Below are 14,669 nucleotides of genomic sequence, written 5' to 3' on the forward strand. Positions count from 1 at the left end.
TCGCGGCCTCAGTCATGTCCGGCTCCGATATAGGCGTCGATCACGTCGGGGGATTTCGACACGGCCGCGTAATCGCCCTCGGCGAGGATCTCGCCGCGCGCCAGAACCGTAATCTTGTCAGACAGATCGGCGACGACCTTCAGGTTGTGTTCGACCATGAGGATGGTGCGGTTCGCGGCGATCCGCTTGATCAGCGCAGAGGTCCGCTCGACGTCTTCCTGTCCCATGCCCGCCATCGGCTCGTCGAGCAGCAGCATCTCCGGGTCGAGCGCCAGCGTCGTCGCGATCTCCAGCGCGCGCTTGCGGCCATAAGACAGCTCGCCCGCGCGGGTGTCGGTGAACTGCGACAGGCCGACCGCGTCGATATGCTCGCGCGCCTCGTCGTCGAACTGCGAAAGCCCGCGCTCCGAGCGCCAGAAATCATAGCTGTCGCCGCGCTTGCGCTGCAGCGCCACGCGCACGTTCTGCAAGACGCTGAGATCGGGGAACACCGCCGAGATCTGGAAGGAGCGCACCATGCCGAGCCGGGCGATGTCGGCGGGGGCCATCCTGGTGATGTCGCGCCCGTCATAGGTGATGGTGCCGCGGGTCGGTTGCAGGAACTTGGTGAGCAGGTTGAAGCAGGTGGTCTTGCCCGCGCCGTTGGGCCCGATCAGCGCGTGGATCGAGCCCCGCTCCACCGCGAGATCGACCTTGTTGACGGCGACGAACCCCTTGAATTCCTTGGTGAGCCCCTCGGCCTTGAGAACGGCGTCCATCAAAGACCGCCCCGCATGCGCGGATCGGCCAGCGTGATCATCGTCACGGCTTTCCTCCCAATCTTGTGCCGCCTCCGTTTCCCCCGGACGGCTTTCGGAAAGGCTAGGCAACGCGCGGGCGAGCTGTCAACTGTCGCATGATCCTCCATGCCGCAGACGCAAGGTAAAGGCGCTGCGGCGCAGAAGGCGGGCCGCCAAATGCCGCCGCTCGGGGCGGTTTTTCGAATGCCGCGCCGCAGGCAGGCGTTGCGGCGAAGGGTCCGGCCATGCCATGACGGCGCGCAAGGCAATTTCACAGAAGGAGGGGGGGATGCGCGCGCTCGCGGCGGTGGTCACCGCCATATCGGCCCTGAACCGCGTCATTGGTCACGTCTTCTCGTGGCTGGCGCTCGGGATCGTCGTCGTCTGCTTCACCGTGGTGGTGCAGCGCTACGTCTTCGCGATCAGCTATGTCTGGATGCAGGACCTCTACATCTGGCTCAACGGCGCGATGTTCACCGCCGTGGCGGGCTTCGCGCTCCTGCGCGACGATCACGTCCGGGTCGACATCTTCTACCGCCCCGCCTCGATCCCGAAGAAGGCGCTGATCGACCTGATCGGCGTGGTGCTGTTCCTCGTGCCCTTCTGCATCGTCGTCTATCTCTATGCCATGCCCTTCGTGCAGCGCAGCTGGGGCTATTACGAGGCCTCCGCCAATATCGGCGGGCTGGAAGGGCTGTTCATCCTGAAAAGCTTCATCATCGTCTTCGCCGTGCTGGTGGGGCTGCAGGGCCTCGCCATGGCGGGCCGCGCGATCCTGACGCTGAAGGGGCGCGACGAACTCCTGCCCGAGCGGCTGCGCTACAAGCTCGACATCGACCACATCACCGAGGCCGCCGAATAACATGGACCTGACGCTTATCGGAGAGATCCTGTCGGGTCTCATGTTCTTCGGCATCATCGGTTTTCTGATGATGGGCTTTCCCGTGGCCTTCACGCTGGCGGGCGTGTCGCTCATGTTCGGCCTCGTCGGCTGGGCGCTCGGCGTGTTCGACCCGTCGAATTTCGGCAGCCTGCCGGGCCGCTATATCGGCTTCATGTCGAGCGAGGTGCTGGTCGCGGTGCCCTTGTTCATCTTCATGGGGGTGATGCTGGAGCGCTCGCGCATCGCCGAGCAGCTGCTTCTGACCATGTCGAAGCTCTTCGGCAATTTGCGCGGCGGGCTTGGCCTTTCGGTGGTCATCGTCGGCGCGATGCTCGCGGCCTCCACCGGCGTCGTCGGCGCCACGGTGGTCACCATGGGGCTCATCTCGCTGCCCGCCATGCTGCGCGCGGGCTATGATCCGAAGCTCGCCACCGGCGTGATCTGCTCCTCGGGCACGCTGGGGCAGATCATCCCGCCCTCGACGGTGCTGATCTTCATGGGCGACATGCTGTCGGGCATCAACTCACAGGTGCAGATGGAGAAGGGCAACTTCGCGCCCACGCCGGTCTCGGTCGGCGATCTCTTCGCCGGTGCGCTGCTGCCGGGCGTGATGCTGGTCGGGCTCTACTCGGTCTGGATCATCTTCAAGGCGATCACCGATCCCGAAAGCTGCCCGGCGACGCCGGTCCCGGCCGACGAGAAGAAGGGGCTGTTCAAGGAGGTGCTGGTGGCGCTGCTGCCGCCGCTCCTGCTCATCATGGCGGTGCTGGGCTCGATCCTGGGCGGGATCGCGACGCCGACCGAAGCCGCCTCCGTGGGCGCGGTGGGCGCGATCATCCTCGCGGCGCTGCGCTGGCGGCTGAGCCTGCGTGTGCTGCACGAGACGGTGGTGGCCACGGCGACGATCACCTCGATGGTGTTCATCATCCTGTTCGGCGCCTCGGTCTTCTCGATCGTGTTCCGCCTGATGGGCGGCGACAACCTCGTGCACGAGTTCCTGACCAGCCTGCCGGGCGGCACGGTGGCCGCGGTCATCGTGGTCATGGCGATCATGTTCGTGCTGGGCTTCATCCTCGACACCTTCGAGATCATCTTCATCGTGATCCCGATCACCGCGCCGATCCTGCTGGCGCTCGATGTCGATCCGATCTGGCTCGGCGTGCTGGTGGGGATGAACCTGCAGACCTCCTTCCTGACGCCGCCCTTCGGCTTCGCGCTGTTCTATCTTCGCGGCGTGGCGCCGAGCTCGCTGCCGACCTCGGCGATCTATCGCGGCATCATCCCCTTCGTGGTGCTGCAGATGATCGGCATCGCGATCCTGTTCATCTTCCCGCAGATCGTGACCTGGCTGCCCAAGGTGCTGTAGACGCCGGGAAAACCGGCCCGACGGAACGAAAAAGCCCGGATCCTTCGATCCGGGCTTTCTCTTTTCAGCGGGCGTTTCAGATCACATCTCGAAATACTTCTGGCGCGCGCGGATGAAGTTGGCGTCCGCCGTCTCGCCCTTGGTGCGCAGAAGCTTGAGGGACTCGATGAAGCTCTCGGTGGTGCGCTTGGTCAGGTCGTCGCCGCCGTCGCGCAGCTCGGTCATGACCTCCTTGGCCGCCCCGGCCGCGGCTTCGAGCACCTCGTCGGGGAACTGGCGCACATTGACGCCATGCTCGTTCACCAGCGTGTCGAGCGCGCGCGGGTCGTTGGCGGCGAAATCCGAGGCGACCATGTCGTACTCGGCCTGCGAGACATCGCGGATGATCGCCTGCAGATCCTCGGGCAGCTCGGAATACTTCGCCTTGTCGACCACAAGCTCGGTGGCGAGGCCCGGCTCCACGAAGGAGGGGAAGTAGTAGTTCTTGGCGACCTGGTGGAAGCCCAGCGCGAGGTCGTTGTAGGGGCCGACGAACTCGGCCGCGTCGAGCGCGCCCGATTGCAGCGCCTGGAAGATCTCGCCCGCTGCCATGTTGGTCGCGGTGACGCCCATCTTCTCCCAGACCCGGCCGCCGAGGCCCGGCGTGCGGAAGCGCAGGCCCTGCAGGTCGTCGAGGCCGTTGATCTCGTCGCGGAACCAGCCGCCCGCCTGGATGCCGGTGTTGCCCGACAAAAAGCCCTTCACGCCGAACTGGTCATAGACCTCGTCCCACAGCTCCTGGCCGCCCATGTGGCGCATCCAGCCCGCCAGCTCGCTCGCGGTCATGCCATAGGGGACGCCGGTGAAGAAGTTCAGCGCCGAGGACTTGTTCTGCCAGTAATAGGCCGCCGAATGCGACATCTCGGCGGTGCCGTCGATCACCGCGTCGAGCGATTGCAGCGGCGGCACCAGCTCGCCCGCCGAATAGACCTGGATCGTCAGCCGGCCGCCCGAGGCGGCGGTGATCCGGTCGGCGAGGCGCTGGGCGCCGACGCCGAGGCCCGGGAAGTTCTTGGGCCAGGTGGTGACCATGCGCCAGGTGATGTTGCCCTGCGCCACGGCCGGCGCGGCCAGTGCGGCGGCGCCAGCGCCGAGACCGGCCTTGGTGATGAACGAACGACGATCCACGCGTCTCTCCCTGTTGTCTCTCATGTCCCGCGCCCCCCTCCGGGATGCGGGCCCTCGGGCGAATAAATCCGCGTGGCGCGGGCTTGTCCAGCCTCGCGCGCGCGGCGCGCATCGGCGGGCCCCTGCCGTGCCGTGGCGAAGCTGTTGACGCCCATGGGCAAATGGATTCATCTCCGACCGAGCGCAGGAGAGAACGGATGACGAACCAAGACACGCGGCTCCCGGTCCTCGCGCCGCGCATTTCCATCGAGATCGACGCCGTCGCGCGGCTCGGCCTCGCCACGGCGCAGGCGCGTTCGGCGGTGCTCCGGTCGCTGGCGCTCGACCATGCGGGCGAGGCGGCGATCGAGGGGGCCGAGCTGCATCTGTGGTCGGAACCCGCGGTGCTGCGCCCGCGCCAATGGCGGATCGAGCGGATCGCGCCGGGCGCGCGCCTCGCGATCGACGATCTCGCCGTGGCGCTCGATCCCGTGCCGCTGGCCACGCTGGAGGCTTCCGAGCCCGCCATGCTGAAGCTGGAGCTGCGGCAGGGCGGGCAGGTGCTGGCCCGCGTGCGTCGGCCGGTGACGCTTCTGGCACGCGACGAATGGGGGGGCTTGGGCGAGATGGCGCATCTTTTGCCCGCCTTCCTGCGCCCCGACGCCGCGGTGGCGGCGGGTCTGGTCGAGGAAGCTTCGGCGCTTCTGGCGCAGGCCGGGCGCGGCGCGCCGGAGGGCTACCGCGCGCAGGACCCCGCGCGCGCCTGGATGCAGGCGGCGGCGGTCTGGTCGGCGGCCTGCGGCTGGGGGCCGCGCGGCGCGGTGGCGGGCGGCGACGTGGCGGCGCGGGGGCAAAGGCTGCGATCTTTGGCGCAGATCCGCGCCGAGCGGCTGGCGACGCCGCTGGAGGCGGCGCTGCTCATCGCGGCGGGGGCCGAGGCGCTGGGCCTCAACCCGGTCATCGCCTTTGCCCAGGGGCGGGTCTGGTGCGGCGTCTGGCTTGTGCCGCGCGACTTGGGCCGGGTGGTGGAGCCCGACGCGGTGGCGCTGCGCAAGGCGCTTGCCGCGCGCGAGCTGTTGATGCTCGACCCCGAGCTCGTGACCCGCGGCGCGGGTTTCGAGGCTGCGCTCGCCGCGGGCCGCGCGCTGGGCGAGGAGGCGCGCGAGGCGGGCTTCATCGCCGCGATCGACGTGGCGGCGGCGCGCGCGGCGGGCATCATGCCCTTGGGCGAAACCGCGCTCGACCCCGCGCCCGCGCCGCATGAGGGCGCGGCGCAGCCGCTGCCGCCGATGCCCGCTCTCGCCGACCTGCCGGTGACCGAGATCGAGGAGGAGGAGGCCGAGACGCCAGAGGGGCGGATCGCGCGCTGGCAACGCAAGCTGCTCGACCTGTCCTTGCGCAACCGGCTGCTGAATTTCCGCGACGGGCGCGGCGCTGTGCCGTTTCTTTGCGCCGACATGGCCGCGCTCGAAGACAGCCTCGCGGGCGGCGCCACCGCGATCCCGGAGCCGATCGAGGAGGCCGAGAGCCTGTCGCCCGACGAGATCGCCGCGCGGGCGGCGCGCGCGCAAGAGCGCGGCCGCCTCGCCGCGCCGCTTTCGGCCCAGGAGCTGAACGCGCGGCTCGTGGCGCTGCACCGCCGCGCCAGGAGCGACATGCAGGAGGGCGGCACCAACACGCTGTTTCTCGCCGCCGGTTTCCTGCGCTGGCGGCGCGAGGGCGAGGAGCGGGCCTATCGCGCGCCCTTGCTGCTGATCCCGGCGCGGCTCGAGCGGCGCTCGGCCAATTCGGCCTTCCGGCTCGGCCATCTCGAAGACGAGGTGCGCATCAACGCCACGCTGCTCGAATTCCTGCGCCGCGATTTCGCGCTCACGGTGCCGGGGCTCGATGGCGAGCTGCCGCGCGACGAAAGCGGCATCGACCTCGTGCGGATCTTCGATCTGGTGCGCCTCGCGGTGCGCGACCTGGCCGGTTTCGAGGTGATCGAGGACATGGCGCTTTCGACATTCTCCTTTGCCAAGTTCCTGATGTGGGAGGATCTGGTCGCGCGCAACGACGCGCTGCGCGACAGCGCGCTGGTGCGTCATCTGCTCGACGGGCCGGACGAGGCCTATCCGCAGCCCGACCTGCCGCAGATCGCCCCGCGCGATCTCGATCATGCGCTCGTGCCCGCCGATCTCGTCATCCCGCTGCCCGCCGACAGCAGCCAGCTCGCCGCCGTGGCGGCGGCGGCGCAGGGGCGCGATTTCGTGCTGATCGGCCCGCCCGGGACGGGCAAGAGCCAGACCATCGCCAACATCATCGCGCAGGTCATGTCGCAGGGGCGGACCGTGCTCTTCGTCGCCGAAAAGGCCGCGGCGCTCGACGTGGTGCAGCGCCGTCTCGCCGCTTCGGGGCTGGGCGATGCCTGTCTTGAGCTGCATTCGAGCAAGACGGACCGCAAATCCGTCCTTGCGCAGCTTGGCCGCGGCTGGGACCGCGCGGCGGAGGGCGACGGGGCCGACTGGATCGAGGTGACGGAGGATCTGCGCCTCACCCGCGACCGGCTCAACGCCTATGTCGCGGCGCTGCACCGCAAGGGCAGGCAGGGGTTCTCGGTGTTCGAGGCGATCGGCAGGGTCGCGGCGGGCGCGCCGCCTTTCCGCCTGAGCTTTGCCGCGTGGGACGCGCATGACGCCCCAAGCTACGCCCGGCTGCGCGATCTCGCCGCCGAGCTGGAGCGGCTGGCGCAGGTCGCGGGGCGGGACGCGCCGGGTGATCTTCTGGCGGGCGCCGAATGGTCCTTCGACTGGCAGGAGCGGTTTCTCGACGCGGCGGCGGCGCTGGGCGCGGCGGCGAGAGCGCAGAACAAGGCGCTGGGCGTTTTGTGCGACAGGCTCGGCCTCGCGCCGGTGGCCGGACGCATGGCGGCGCGCGGCGCGCTGTTCGCGGTTCTTGCGGAAGTGGCGCGCGAGGGCGCGCCCGACCTGTCGCAGCTGCCCGATCTTCCATTGGCCGATCTGGAGCGCGCCGCCGCCGCGCGCGAGGAGGCCGAGGCCGCGATGGCCGCCGCGCGCGCCCGGCTTGCCGCCGATTACCCCGAAGATGCCGACAGCCGCATCGACATCGCCGCCCTCGACGCCGATTGGCGCGCGGCGCAGGCCGGGATCTGGCCGCTTTCGGCGCTGGCGCAGCGGCGGGTGCGCGGCGTGTTGCAAAGCCATGCGCGCGCGGGCCAGGTCGATCCCGGCGGCGATCTCGACGCGCTGCACCGGCTTGGCCGGGCGCGGGCCGCGCGCGATGCCTCCGCGCTGGCGCGGCTGCCGGGCGAGCGGATCGCGCCGCTCCTGGCCGCGCGCCGCGCGGCGGAGGCGGCGCTGGCCGGGCTTCAGGGCGAGGGGGCGGAGCCCGCGCAGTTGGGCGCGCTGCGCACCGAGCTGCGCCAGCCCGGGCAGGGCCCGCTGCGCGCGGCACTGGCGGCGCTCGACCACGCGCAGGCCGAAAGAACCGCAGCCGAAGAGCGCTTCGCCGCGCTGGGCGGGCGGGCGCCCGAGGATATGGCCCCCGCCGATCTGGCCCGCGCGCTCGACGCGCTGGCCGCGCAGGCGCCGCGGCTCGCCGACTGGACCCGCTGGATGGGCGCGCGCGCAAGGGCCGGTGAGGCCGGGCTCGGGCCCCTGATCGAGGCGATCGAGGCGGATCGGCTCGACCGGCCCGCTTGCGCCGCCTTCGAGGCGGCCTATGCCGCGTGGTGGCTGCCGCGCGCCATGGATGCCGAGCCGCTGCTGCGCGATTTCGCGCATTGGGCGCAGGACGATCTCGTCGCCCGGTTCCGCATGCTCGACGACCGCGCCGCGGCCCTCGCGCCCAAGGAGGCGCTGCGCCGCGCGGGCGGGGGGCTGCCCGCGCGCGACACCGTGCCGCGCGCCTCCGAGCTGGGGCTGCTGCGCCACCAGCTCGGGCTCAAGCGCCCCTCCATGCCGATCCGCCAGCTTCTGGGACAGATGCCCGAGAGCCTGCCGCGCCTCGCCCCTTGCGTGCTGATGTCGCCCCTGTCGGTGGCGCAGTATCTGCCCGCCGGTCAGCCCGCCTTCGACGTGGTGATCTTCGACGAGGCGAGCCAGATCACCACATGGGACGCGGTCGGCGCCATCGCGCGCGGGCGGCAGGCGATCGTGGTGGGCGACCCCAAGCAGCTGCCGCCGACCAATTTCTTCGGCCGCTCCGAGGAGGACGACGACGAGGACGACGCCGATGGCTTCGCCCTGCGCGACATGCCCTCGATCCTCGACGAGGTGGCCGCCTCGGGCGTGCCGGTGCGCCGGCTCGATTGGCACTATCGCAGCCGCGACGAGGCGCTGATCGCCTTTTCGAACCATTTCTACTATGATGGCGGCCTCGTCACCTTTCCCTCGCCCGGCACCGGGGGCGAGGCGATCACGCTGCACCGGGTCGAGGGGCGCTATGGCCGGGGCAAGGGGCGCACCAACATCGAGGAGGCGCGCGCCGTCACCGCGATGATCCGCGCGCGGCTCCTGGCCGAGCTGGACCGCCCCGAGCCCCAGCGCCACAGCCTCGGCGTCATCACCTTCAACGCCGATCAGCAGGCGCTGATCCTCGATCAGCTCGACGCGCTGCGCCGCGAGCTGCCCGAGCTCGAATGGTTCTTCGAGGAGGCGCGCGAGGAGCCGGTGATCGTCAAGAACCTCGAGAACATCCAGGGCGACGAGCGCGACGTGATGCTGTTCTCGGTCACCTTCGGGCCGGACCTCGCCGGGCGTCTCAGCATGAATTTCGGCGCGCTCAACGCCGAGGGCGGTGAGCGGCGGCTCAATGTCGCGATCACGCGGGCGCGCCGGGCGCTGCATGTCTTTGCCTCGCTCGGGGCCGAGGAGATCGATCTGGGCCGGACCCGCGCGCGCGGCGTCGCCGATCTCAAGGCCTTTCTCGATTATGCCGAGCGCGGCGCGGTGGCGCTGCCCGCGCGCGACGAGGGCAGCCTCGGCCCGGCCGAGACCCCCTTCGAGGAAGCGGTGGCGCGCAGCCTCGAGGCCAAGGGCTGGGAGGTGCGGACCCAGATCGGCGTTTCGGGCTACCGGATCGACCTCGCGGTGGTGCATCCCGACCGGGGCGGGGCCTATCTTGCGGGCGTGGAATGCGACGGCGCGACCTATCATTCGGCGGCCACCGCGCGCGACCGCGACCGGGTGCGCCAATCGGTGCTCGAGGGCCTTGGCTGGCGGATCGAGCGGGTCTGGTCGACCGACTGGTTCCGCGCGCCCGCCCATGTGGCCGAACGGCTCGACGGGCGGCTGCGCGAGGCGCTGGCCCGGGACCGCGAGGAGCGCGCGAACCGGGCGCGGCACGAGGCCGCGCGGCCCGAGCGGCTGTCATTGCCCGCGCCGCAAGGCTGACTTGCGCGGCTTGCCCGTGACTTGACCAAGGCGGGCGGGATCACTAGCCCTGTGGGACGGTCGATCACGGGCGCGGCGATGGCGTCGCCCGGGCCCGCGGCCAGTTCACCATTCCCGTCCCGGACGCCCGGACGTCCGCGCGCCCCGAGGATCGCGGCGCGCGCATCTTTGGAGACGTTCATGATCCGACCCCGCACCAAGAGCCCCGTCGCCTCCGCCCGCCGCAGCGATCACGGCCCCGCCGGCACCGGCATCGCGCTGATGATCATCGCCATGGCGCTCTTGCCCATGGGCGACACGCTGGCCAAGCTGCTTACCGGCGTGATGCCCGCCACCGAGGTGGTGCTGTGGCGCTTCGGCTTTCAGGCCACGACCCTCGTCGGCCTGGCGCTGCTCTTGCGCCACAGGCTGCGCGGGGCGATGTTCTCGCCGGTGCTGATGCTGTCGGGCCTGTGTTCGGTCGTCACCATGACCAGCCTCGTCAGCGCGTTCGCGGTGATGCCGATCGCCACCGCCATCGCGATCTTCTTCGTGGAGCCGCTGATCCTCGTGCTGCTGGCGGCACCGCTTCTGGGCGAAAAGGTCGGGCCGCGCCGCTATGCCGCCGTCGCGGTGGGCTTCGTCGGCGCGCTGGTGGTGATCCGCCCGGGCTTCGAGGGCTTCACCCCGGCGGCGCTCCTGCCGCTGCTGGCGGCGACCGGCTTCGCGCTCAACGCGGTGATCCTGCGCAGCGCCTCGGCCACGCGCTCGGCGCTGACGATCCAGACCGGGGCCACCTTCTACGCGGCGCTGATCGCGCTCGCCCTGTTCGGGACGATGACGCTGATGGAGGGGCCGGGCCTTGCCGCGCTTCGCGCCCCGGCCTGGGTCTGGGCGGTGATGGTGCTGGCGGGGCTGCTTTCGGCGGCGACCTTCCTGCTCATCGCCGAGGCGTTCCGCCGCTCGGAGGCGGGGCTGCTCGCGCCGTTCCAGTATCTGGAGATCGTCGGCGCGGTGGCGCTGGGATATCTCGTCTTCGGCGATCTGCCCGATGCGACGACGGCGCTGGGCACGGCGATCATCCTCGGCTCGGGGGCTTACGTGGTCCACCGCGAGCGGATGGCGGCGCGGCAAGGCCGCGCGCCCGAGAAGGCGCTCGCCACCGAAAGCTGAGGTCGGGGCGGCGGGCGGAAGCGGCGGGCCGGGGCGTGACCCGGCCCGCCGCCACGCGGCCTCTGGCCCGCTCTCAGGTCTCGGCCTTGGGCAGGTAGAGCGCGCCGCCCTCGCGGAACTTCTCGGCCATCTTCGCCATGCCCTCCTTCTGCGCCTCCGAGCGGATGTCGTGGCTGATCCGCATGGAGCAGAATTTCGGCCCGCACATGGAGCAGAAATGCGCCGTCTTGTGCGCGTCCTTGGGCAGCGTCTCGTCATGCATGGAGCGCGCCGTGTCGGGATCGAGCGCGAGGTTGAACTGGTCCTCCCAGCGGAACTCGAACCGCGCGCGCGACAGCGCGTCGTCGCGCAGCTGCGCGCCCGGATGCCCCTTGGCCAGATCGGCGGCATGGGCCGCGATCTTGTAGGTGATGACGCCGGTCTTCACGTCGTCGCGGTCGGGCAGGCCCAGATGCTCCTTGGGTGTGACGTAGCACAGCATCGCGCAGCCGAACCAGCCGATCATCGCAGCGCCGATGCCGGAGGTGATGTGATCGTAGCCCGGCGCGATGTCGGTGGTGAGCGGCCCCAGCGTGTAGAAGGGCGCCTCGTCGCAGCAGGCGAGCTGCTTGTCCATGTTCTCCTTGATCTTGTGCATGGCGACATGGCCGGGGCCTTCGATCATCACCTGGCAGTCATGCCTCCTGGCGATCTGCGTCAGCTCGCCCAGCGTCTCGAGCTCGGCGAACTGCGCCGCGTCGTTGGCGTCGGCGATCGAGCCGGGGCGCAGCCCGTCGCCCAGGCTGAACGAGACGTCGTAGCGGCGGCAGATTTCGCAGATTTCCTCGAAATGCTCGTAGAGAAAGCTCTCGCGGTGATGGTGCAGGCACCACTTGGCCATGATCGAGCCGCCGCGGCTGACGATGCCGGTGACCCGGTCGATGGTGAGCGGCACGTGGTGCAGCCTGAGCCCGGCATGGATGGTGAAGTAATCCACGCCCTGCTCGGCCTGCTCGATCAGCGTGTCGCGGAACACCTCCCATGTGAGGTCCTCGGCGATGCCGCCGACCTTCTCCAGCGCCTGATAGAGCGGGACCGTGCCGATCGGCACGGGCGAATTGCGCAGGATCCAGTCGCGGATGTCGTGGATGTCGCGGCTCGTGGAGAGGTCCATCACCGTGTCCGCGCCCCAGCGGATCGCCCAGACCATCTTCTCGACCTCCTCCTCCATCGAGGAGGTGACGGCGGAGTTGCCGATATTGGCGTTGATCTTCACGAGGAAATTGCGGCCGATGATCATCGGCTCGAGCTCGGGGTGGTTGATGTTGGCGGGGATGATGGCGCGGCCGCGCGCGATCTCGTCCCGCACGAATTCGGGCGTCACGTGATCGGGGATCGCCGCACCGAAGCTTTCGCCGTCGCGCGCCCGCGCCAGCGCGGCGTCGCGGCCCATGTTCTCGCGGATCGCGACATATTCCATCTCGGGCGTGACGATGCCCGCGCGGGCATAGGCAAGCTGGGTGACGGCGCGGTCATCGGTCGCGCGGCGCGGCGCATGGGCGCGCGGAAAGGGGCGCAGCTTGCCGCTCGCCGCGTCGCGGCCATTGTCCTCGGGGCGGATGCGGCGGCCCTCGTAGCTTTCGGTGTCGCCGCGCGCGGCGATCCAGCCCTCGCGCGGGCGGGGGAGGCCCGCGGCGGTGTCGATCGCGGCCTCGATGTCGGTATAGGGGCCCGAGGCGTCATAGACCCGCAGGTCGGGCTCGCCCGCGCTGGGATGCAGCGCGATCTCGCGCATCGGCACGCGGATCTGCGCGTGCAGCCGCCCCGCGACATGGATCTTGGAGGAGGCGGGCAGCGGCCCGGTGGTCACGCGGGGCAGCTCGGGCGGGGTGGTGTTGATCGTCATGCGGCGTCCTTTTGCGGCGGTGACGATCCAGCATGACAGCGGGGGTGGAGAAGCGGCAAAGGGGCAGGGGGAAGCCCCGAACGCCCGACAGCCGCGCACCGTCCCTACGCCAGTATGAACTGGATCAGGTTCGAAGGGTCCGTGCGCGCGTGGGTCCGGTAAGGACCTCGCCAGCACTGTCTCAGCCCCTTGCCGGGGCCCCCCTGGTGAAGTGCGGCCACCCTGCCGCCGCGGCAGGGCGGCTGTCAAGCGTCGCGTGGACGCTCGAAGCGCATCATCGCCGTCACGGCGCGAAAATCGGGATGGGTGGCGATGTCCGACAGGTCGAGCGGCGCGCGCGGGCGCCAGTTGGGGTAGTCGTCCACCGTGCCGGGCATGTTGGTCGGCGCCTTGGGGCCCACCATGTCCGCCAGACGCACGCCGACCAGCGCCGCGCGGGTGCGCGCGAGGTAGCGATGCGCTGCGACCAGCACCTCCTGCGGCATCTCCTTTTGCCGCGGCAGCCGCCCGCGAAGCGCGCCCGCGCGGCGCATCGCATCCAGAAGCGCGCGGCGCTCGCGGGTGCGCTCCCTGGCATGGGCGTCGCTGTCGGCCTCGCCCACCAGCCCCAGCTCGCGGCGCAGCGCAATGTCCTCGCCCGCCCACCAGCGCTCCAGCACCGGCAGGTCATGGGTCGAAAGACAGGCCAGCGCGGTGGGGCGGTATTCCTCGGGGCGCTTGAAGCGGTCGCCCTCCTTTTCGAAGTAGAGGATCGAGTAGGAGAGGATGTTCGCCGCCTGCATCGCCTCGCGGAAGCCCGGCGGCACGAAGCCCAGATCCTCGCCGATCACCACCGCCTCGCGCGCGCGGCTTTCATGCGCCAGAACGCGCAAGAGCTCCGAGAAGGGATAGCGCAGATGCGCGCCCGCACTCGCGGGCTCCCCGTCGGGGATCAGGAAAAGCTGCCACAGCGCCATGGCGTGATCGATCCTGAGCGCGCCCGCATGGGCGAGCTGGGCCGCGATCATGTCGCGGAAGGGCGCGAAATCGCGCGCCGCCAGCGTGCCGGGGTTGAAGGCGGAAAGCCCCCAATACTGCCCCTCGGAGGCGAAGACATCGGGCGGCGCGCCGACCGCCAGCTCGGTCATCTGCGTCTCGCCGCCGCCCCAGCTGGCCGAGCCGTCGGGCGCCTCGCCCACGGCGAGATCGAGATAAAGGCCGATGCGCATCCCCGCCTCATGCGCGCAGGCCTGCGCCGCGTCGAGCTGGCGCGTGGCCTGCCATTGCAGCCAGAGATGAAAGCGGATCTCCTGCGCGTTCTTTTCGGCAAAATCCGCGACCTGCGGGCCCTCAACGTCCCGCATCGCCTCTGGCCAGCCCTGCCAGCCCGCGCCGTGGCCCTCGGCCGACATGGCGAGCGAGAGCGCCTCGAACAGCGCGTGACGGTAGAGCGGCGTGCCGCCCTCCTGCACGAAGGTCTCGAACGCCGCCTCGTCGCCGTCGAAGGGCCTGCGCTCGAAGGCGGCGCGCAGCGCGGAAAGCTTGGCGGGCACCACCGCGTCGTAATCCACCAGATCTTTCGCGCGCAGCGCGCCTGCGTCGATATCGGCGGGGTCGTGGCCTGCCAGCGCGTCGAGCGCGATGTAGACCGGGCTCAGGAAGCTGCGGGTCGAGGGGAAGAAGGGGCTGCGGCGCGAGGGATCGCCCGGAAACAGCGCGTGCAGCGGGTTCACCCCGAGGAAATCCGCGCCCGCCCGGCCCGCGATGCGGGCCATTTCGGAGAGATCGGTGAAATCGCCGATGCCGTGGTTGCGCGCCGAGCGCAGCTCGTAGAGCTGGCAGAAGACGCCCCAGCCCGGCGCGCGCTCCAGCCATTCGGGAAAGTGGCAGACGCCGTCTTCCGGCACCTCCATCTTCTGCGGCGCGGCGGGGCCATCGATCGGCCCGTCGGGATCGACGCCGATCTTGCGCAGGATCAGGCGCAGCGTCGCCTCCGGCACGGGGCGCGTGCCCTCGCCCGAGGGGTCGTCATATTCGGTGGTGATCCCGTGGTGATGGCTCAGTCGGACGAGGTCGGTCATGCGGG

8 protein-coding genes and 1 riboswitch are annotated in these 14,669 nt (G+C 70.4%); of the genes, 4 read left to right on the plus strand and 4 right to left on the minus strand.

All coding sequences use genetic code 11. The features are described from left to right. Positions 1–8: 8 nt before the first annotated feature. Positions 9–758, minus strand: a complete 750-nt coding sequence (locus CJ301_RS15740) for an ABC transporter ATP-binding protein (RefSeq protein ID WP_099278323.1) — start codon at positions 756–758, stop codon at positions 9–11. A gap of 310 nt (positions 759–1,068) precedes the next feature. On the opposite strand from CJ301_RS15740, the gene CJ301_RS15745 reads away from it, so the two are divergent. Then, positions 1,069–1,641, plus strand: coding sequence for a TRAP transporter small permease subunit (locus tag CJ301_RS15745; RefSeq protein WP_099278324.1), 573 nt, complete (start codon positions 1,069–1,071; stop codon positions 1,639–1,641). A 1-nt stretch (position 1,642) separates the two neighbouring features. Beyond that, positions 1,643–3,028, plus strand: coding sequence for a TRAP transporter large permease (locus CJ301_RS15750; protein ID WP_099278325.1), 1,386 nt, complete (start codon positions 1,643–1,645; stop codon positions 3,026–3,028). A gap of 81 nt (positions 3,029–3,109) precedes the next feature. On the opposite strand, the gene CJ301_RS15755 is transcribed toward CJ301_RS15750, so the two are convergent. Next, a complete protein-coding gene (locus tag CJ301_RS15755; RefSeq protein ID WP_099278326.1) occupies positions 3,110–4,195 on the minus strand; it encodes a TRAP transporter substrate-binding protein in 1,086 nt (361 codons plus the stop codon). Between the two features lie 197 nt (positions 4,196–4,392). Here CJ301_RS15755 and CJ301_RS15760 point away from each other — a divergent pair, with 197 nt between their 5' ends. Both CJ301_RS15760 and CJ301_RS15765 read left to right on the plus strand, forming a co-directional pair. After that, positions 4,393–9,567 carry a DUF4011 domain-containing protein gene (locus CJ301_RS15760; protein ID WP_099278327.1) on the plus strand — a complete coding sequence of 1,725 codons (5,175 nt, stop codon included), beginning with the start codon at positions 4,393–4,395 and terminating at the stop codon, positions 9,565–9,567. A 180-nt stretch (positions 9,568–9,747) separates the two neighbouring features. Next, positions 9,748–10,719 (plus strand): DMT family transporter, encoded by a 972-nt coding sequence (locus CJ301_RS15765; protein ID WP_099278328.1) that lies wholly within the window; start codon positions 9,748–9,750, stop codon positions 10,717–10,719. A gap of 73 nt (positions 10,720–10,792) precedes the next feature. Here the strand turns inward: CJ301_RS15765 and thiC are convergent, their stop codons facing one another. After that, positions 10,793–12,604, minus strand: coding sequence for a phosphomethylpyrimidine synthase ThiC (thiC, locus tag CJ301_RS15770; RefSeq protein ID WP_099278329.1), 1,812 nt, complete (start codon positions 12,602–12,604; stop codon positions 10,793–10,795). An 83-nt stretch (positions 12,605–12,687) separates the two neighbouring features. Then, positions 12,688–12,819: riboswitch (TPP riboswitch) on the minus strand. A gap of 30 nt (positions 12,820–12,849) precedes the next feature. Next, complete coding sequence (malQ, locus tag CJ301_RS15775; protein WP_099278330.1) at positions 12,850–14,664, minus strand: 4-alpha-glucanotransferase; 1,815 nt, start codon at positions 14,662–14,664, stop codon at positions 12,850–12,852. Positions 14,665–14,669 lie beyond the last annotated feature (5 nt).

Origin of the sequence: Limimaricola cinnabarinus, assembly GCF_002723615.1 — a bacterium.
In the GTDB taxonomy this organism is placed as follows: domain Bacteria; phylum Pseudomonadota; class Alphaproteobacteria; order Rhodobacterales; family Rhodobacteraceae; genus Limimaricola; species Limimaricola cinnabarinus_B.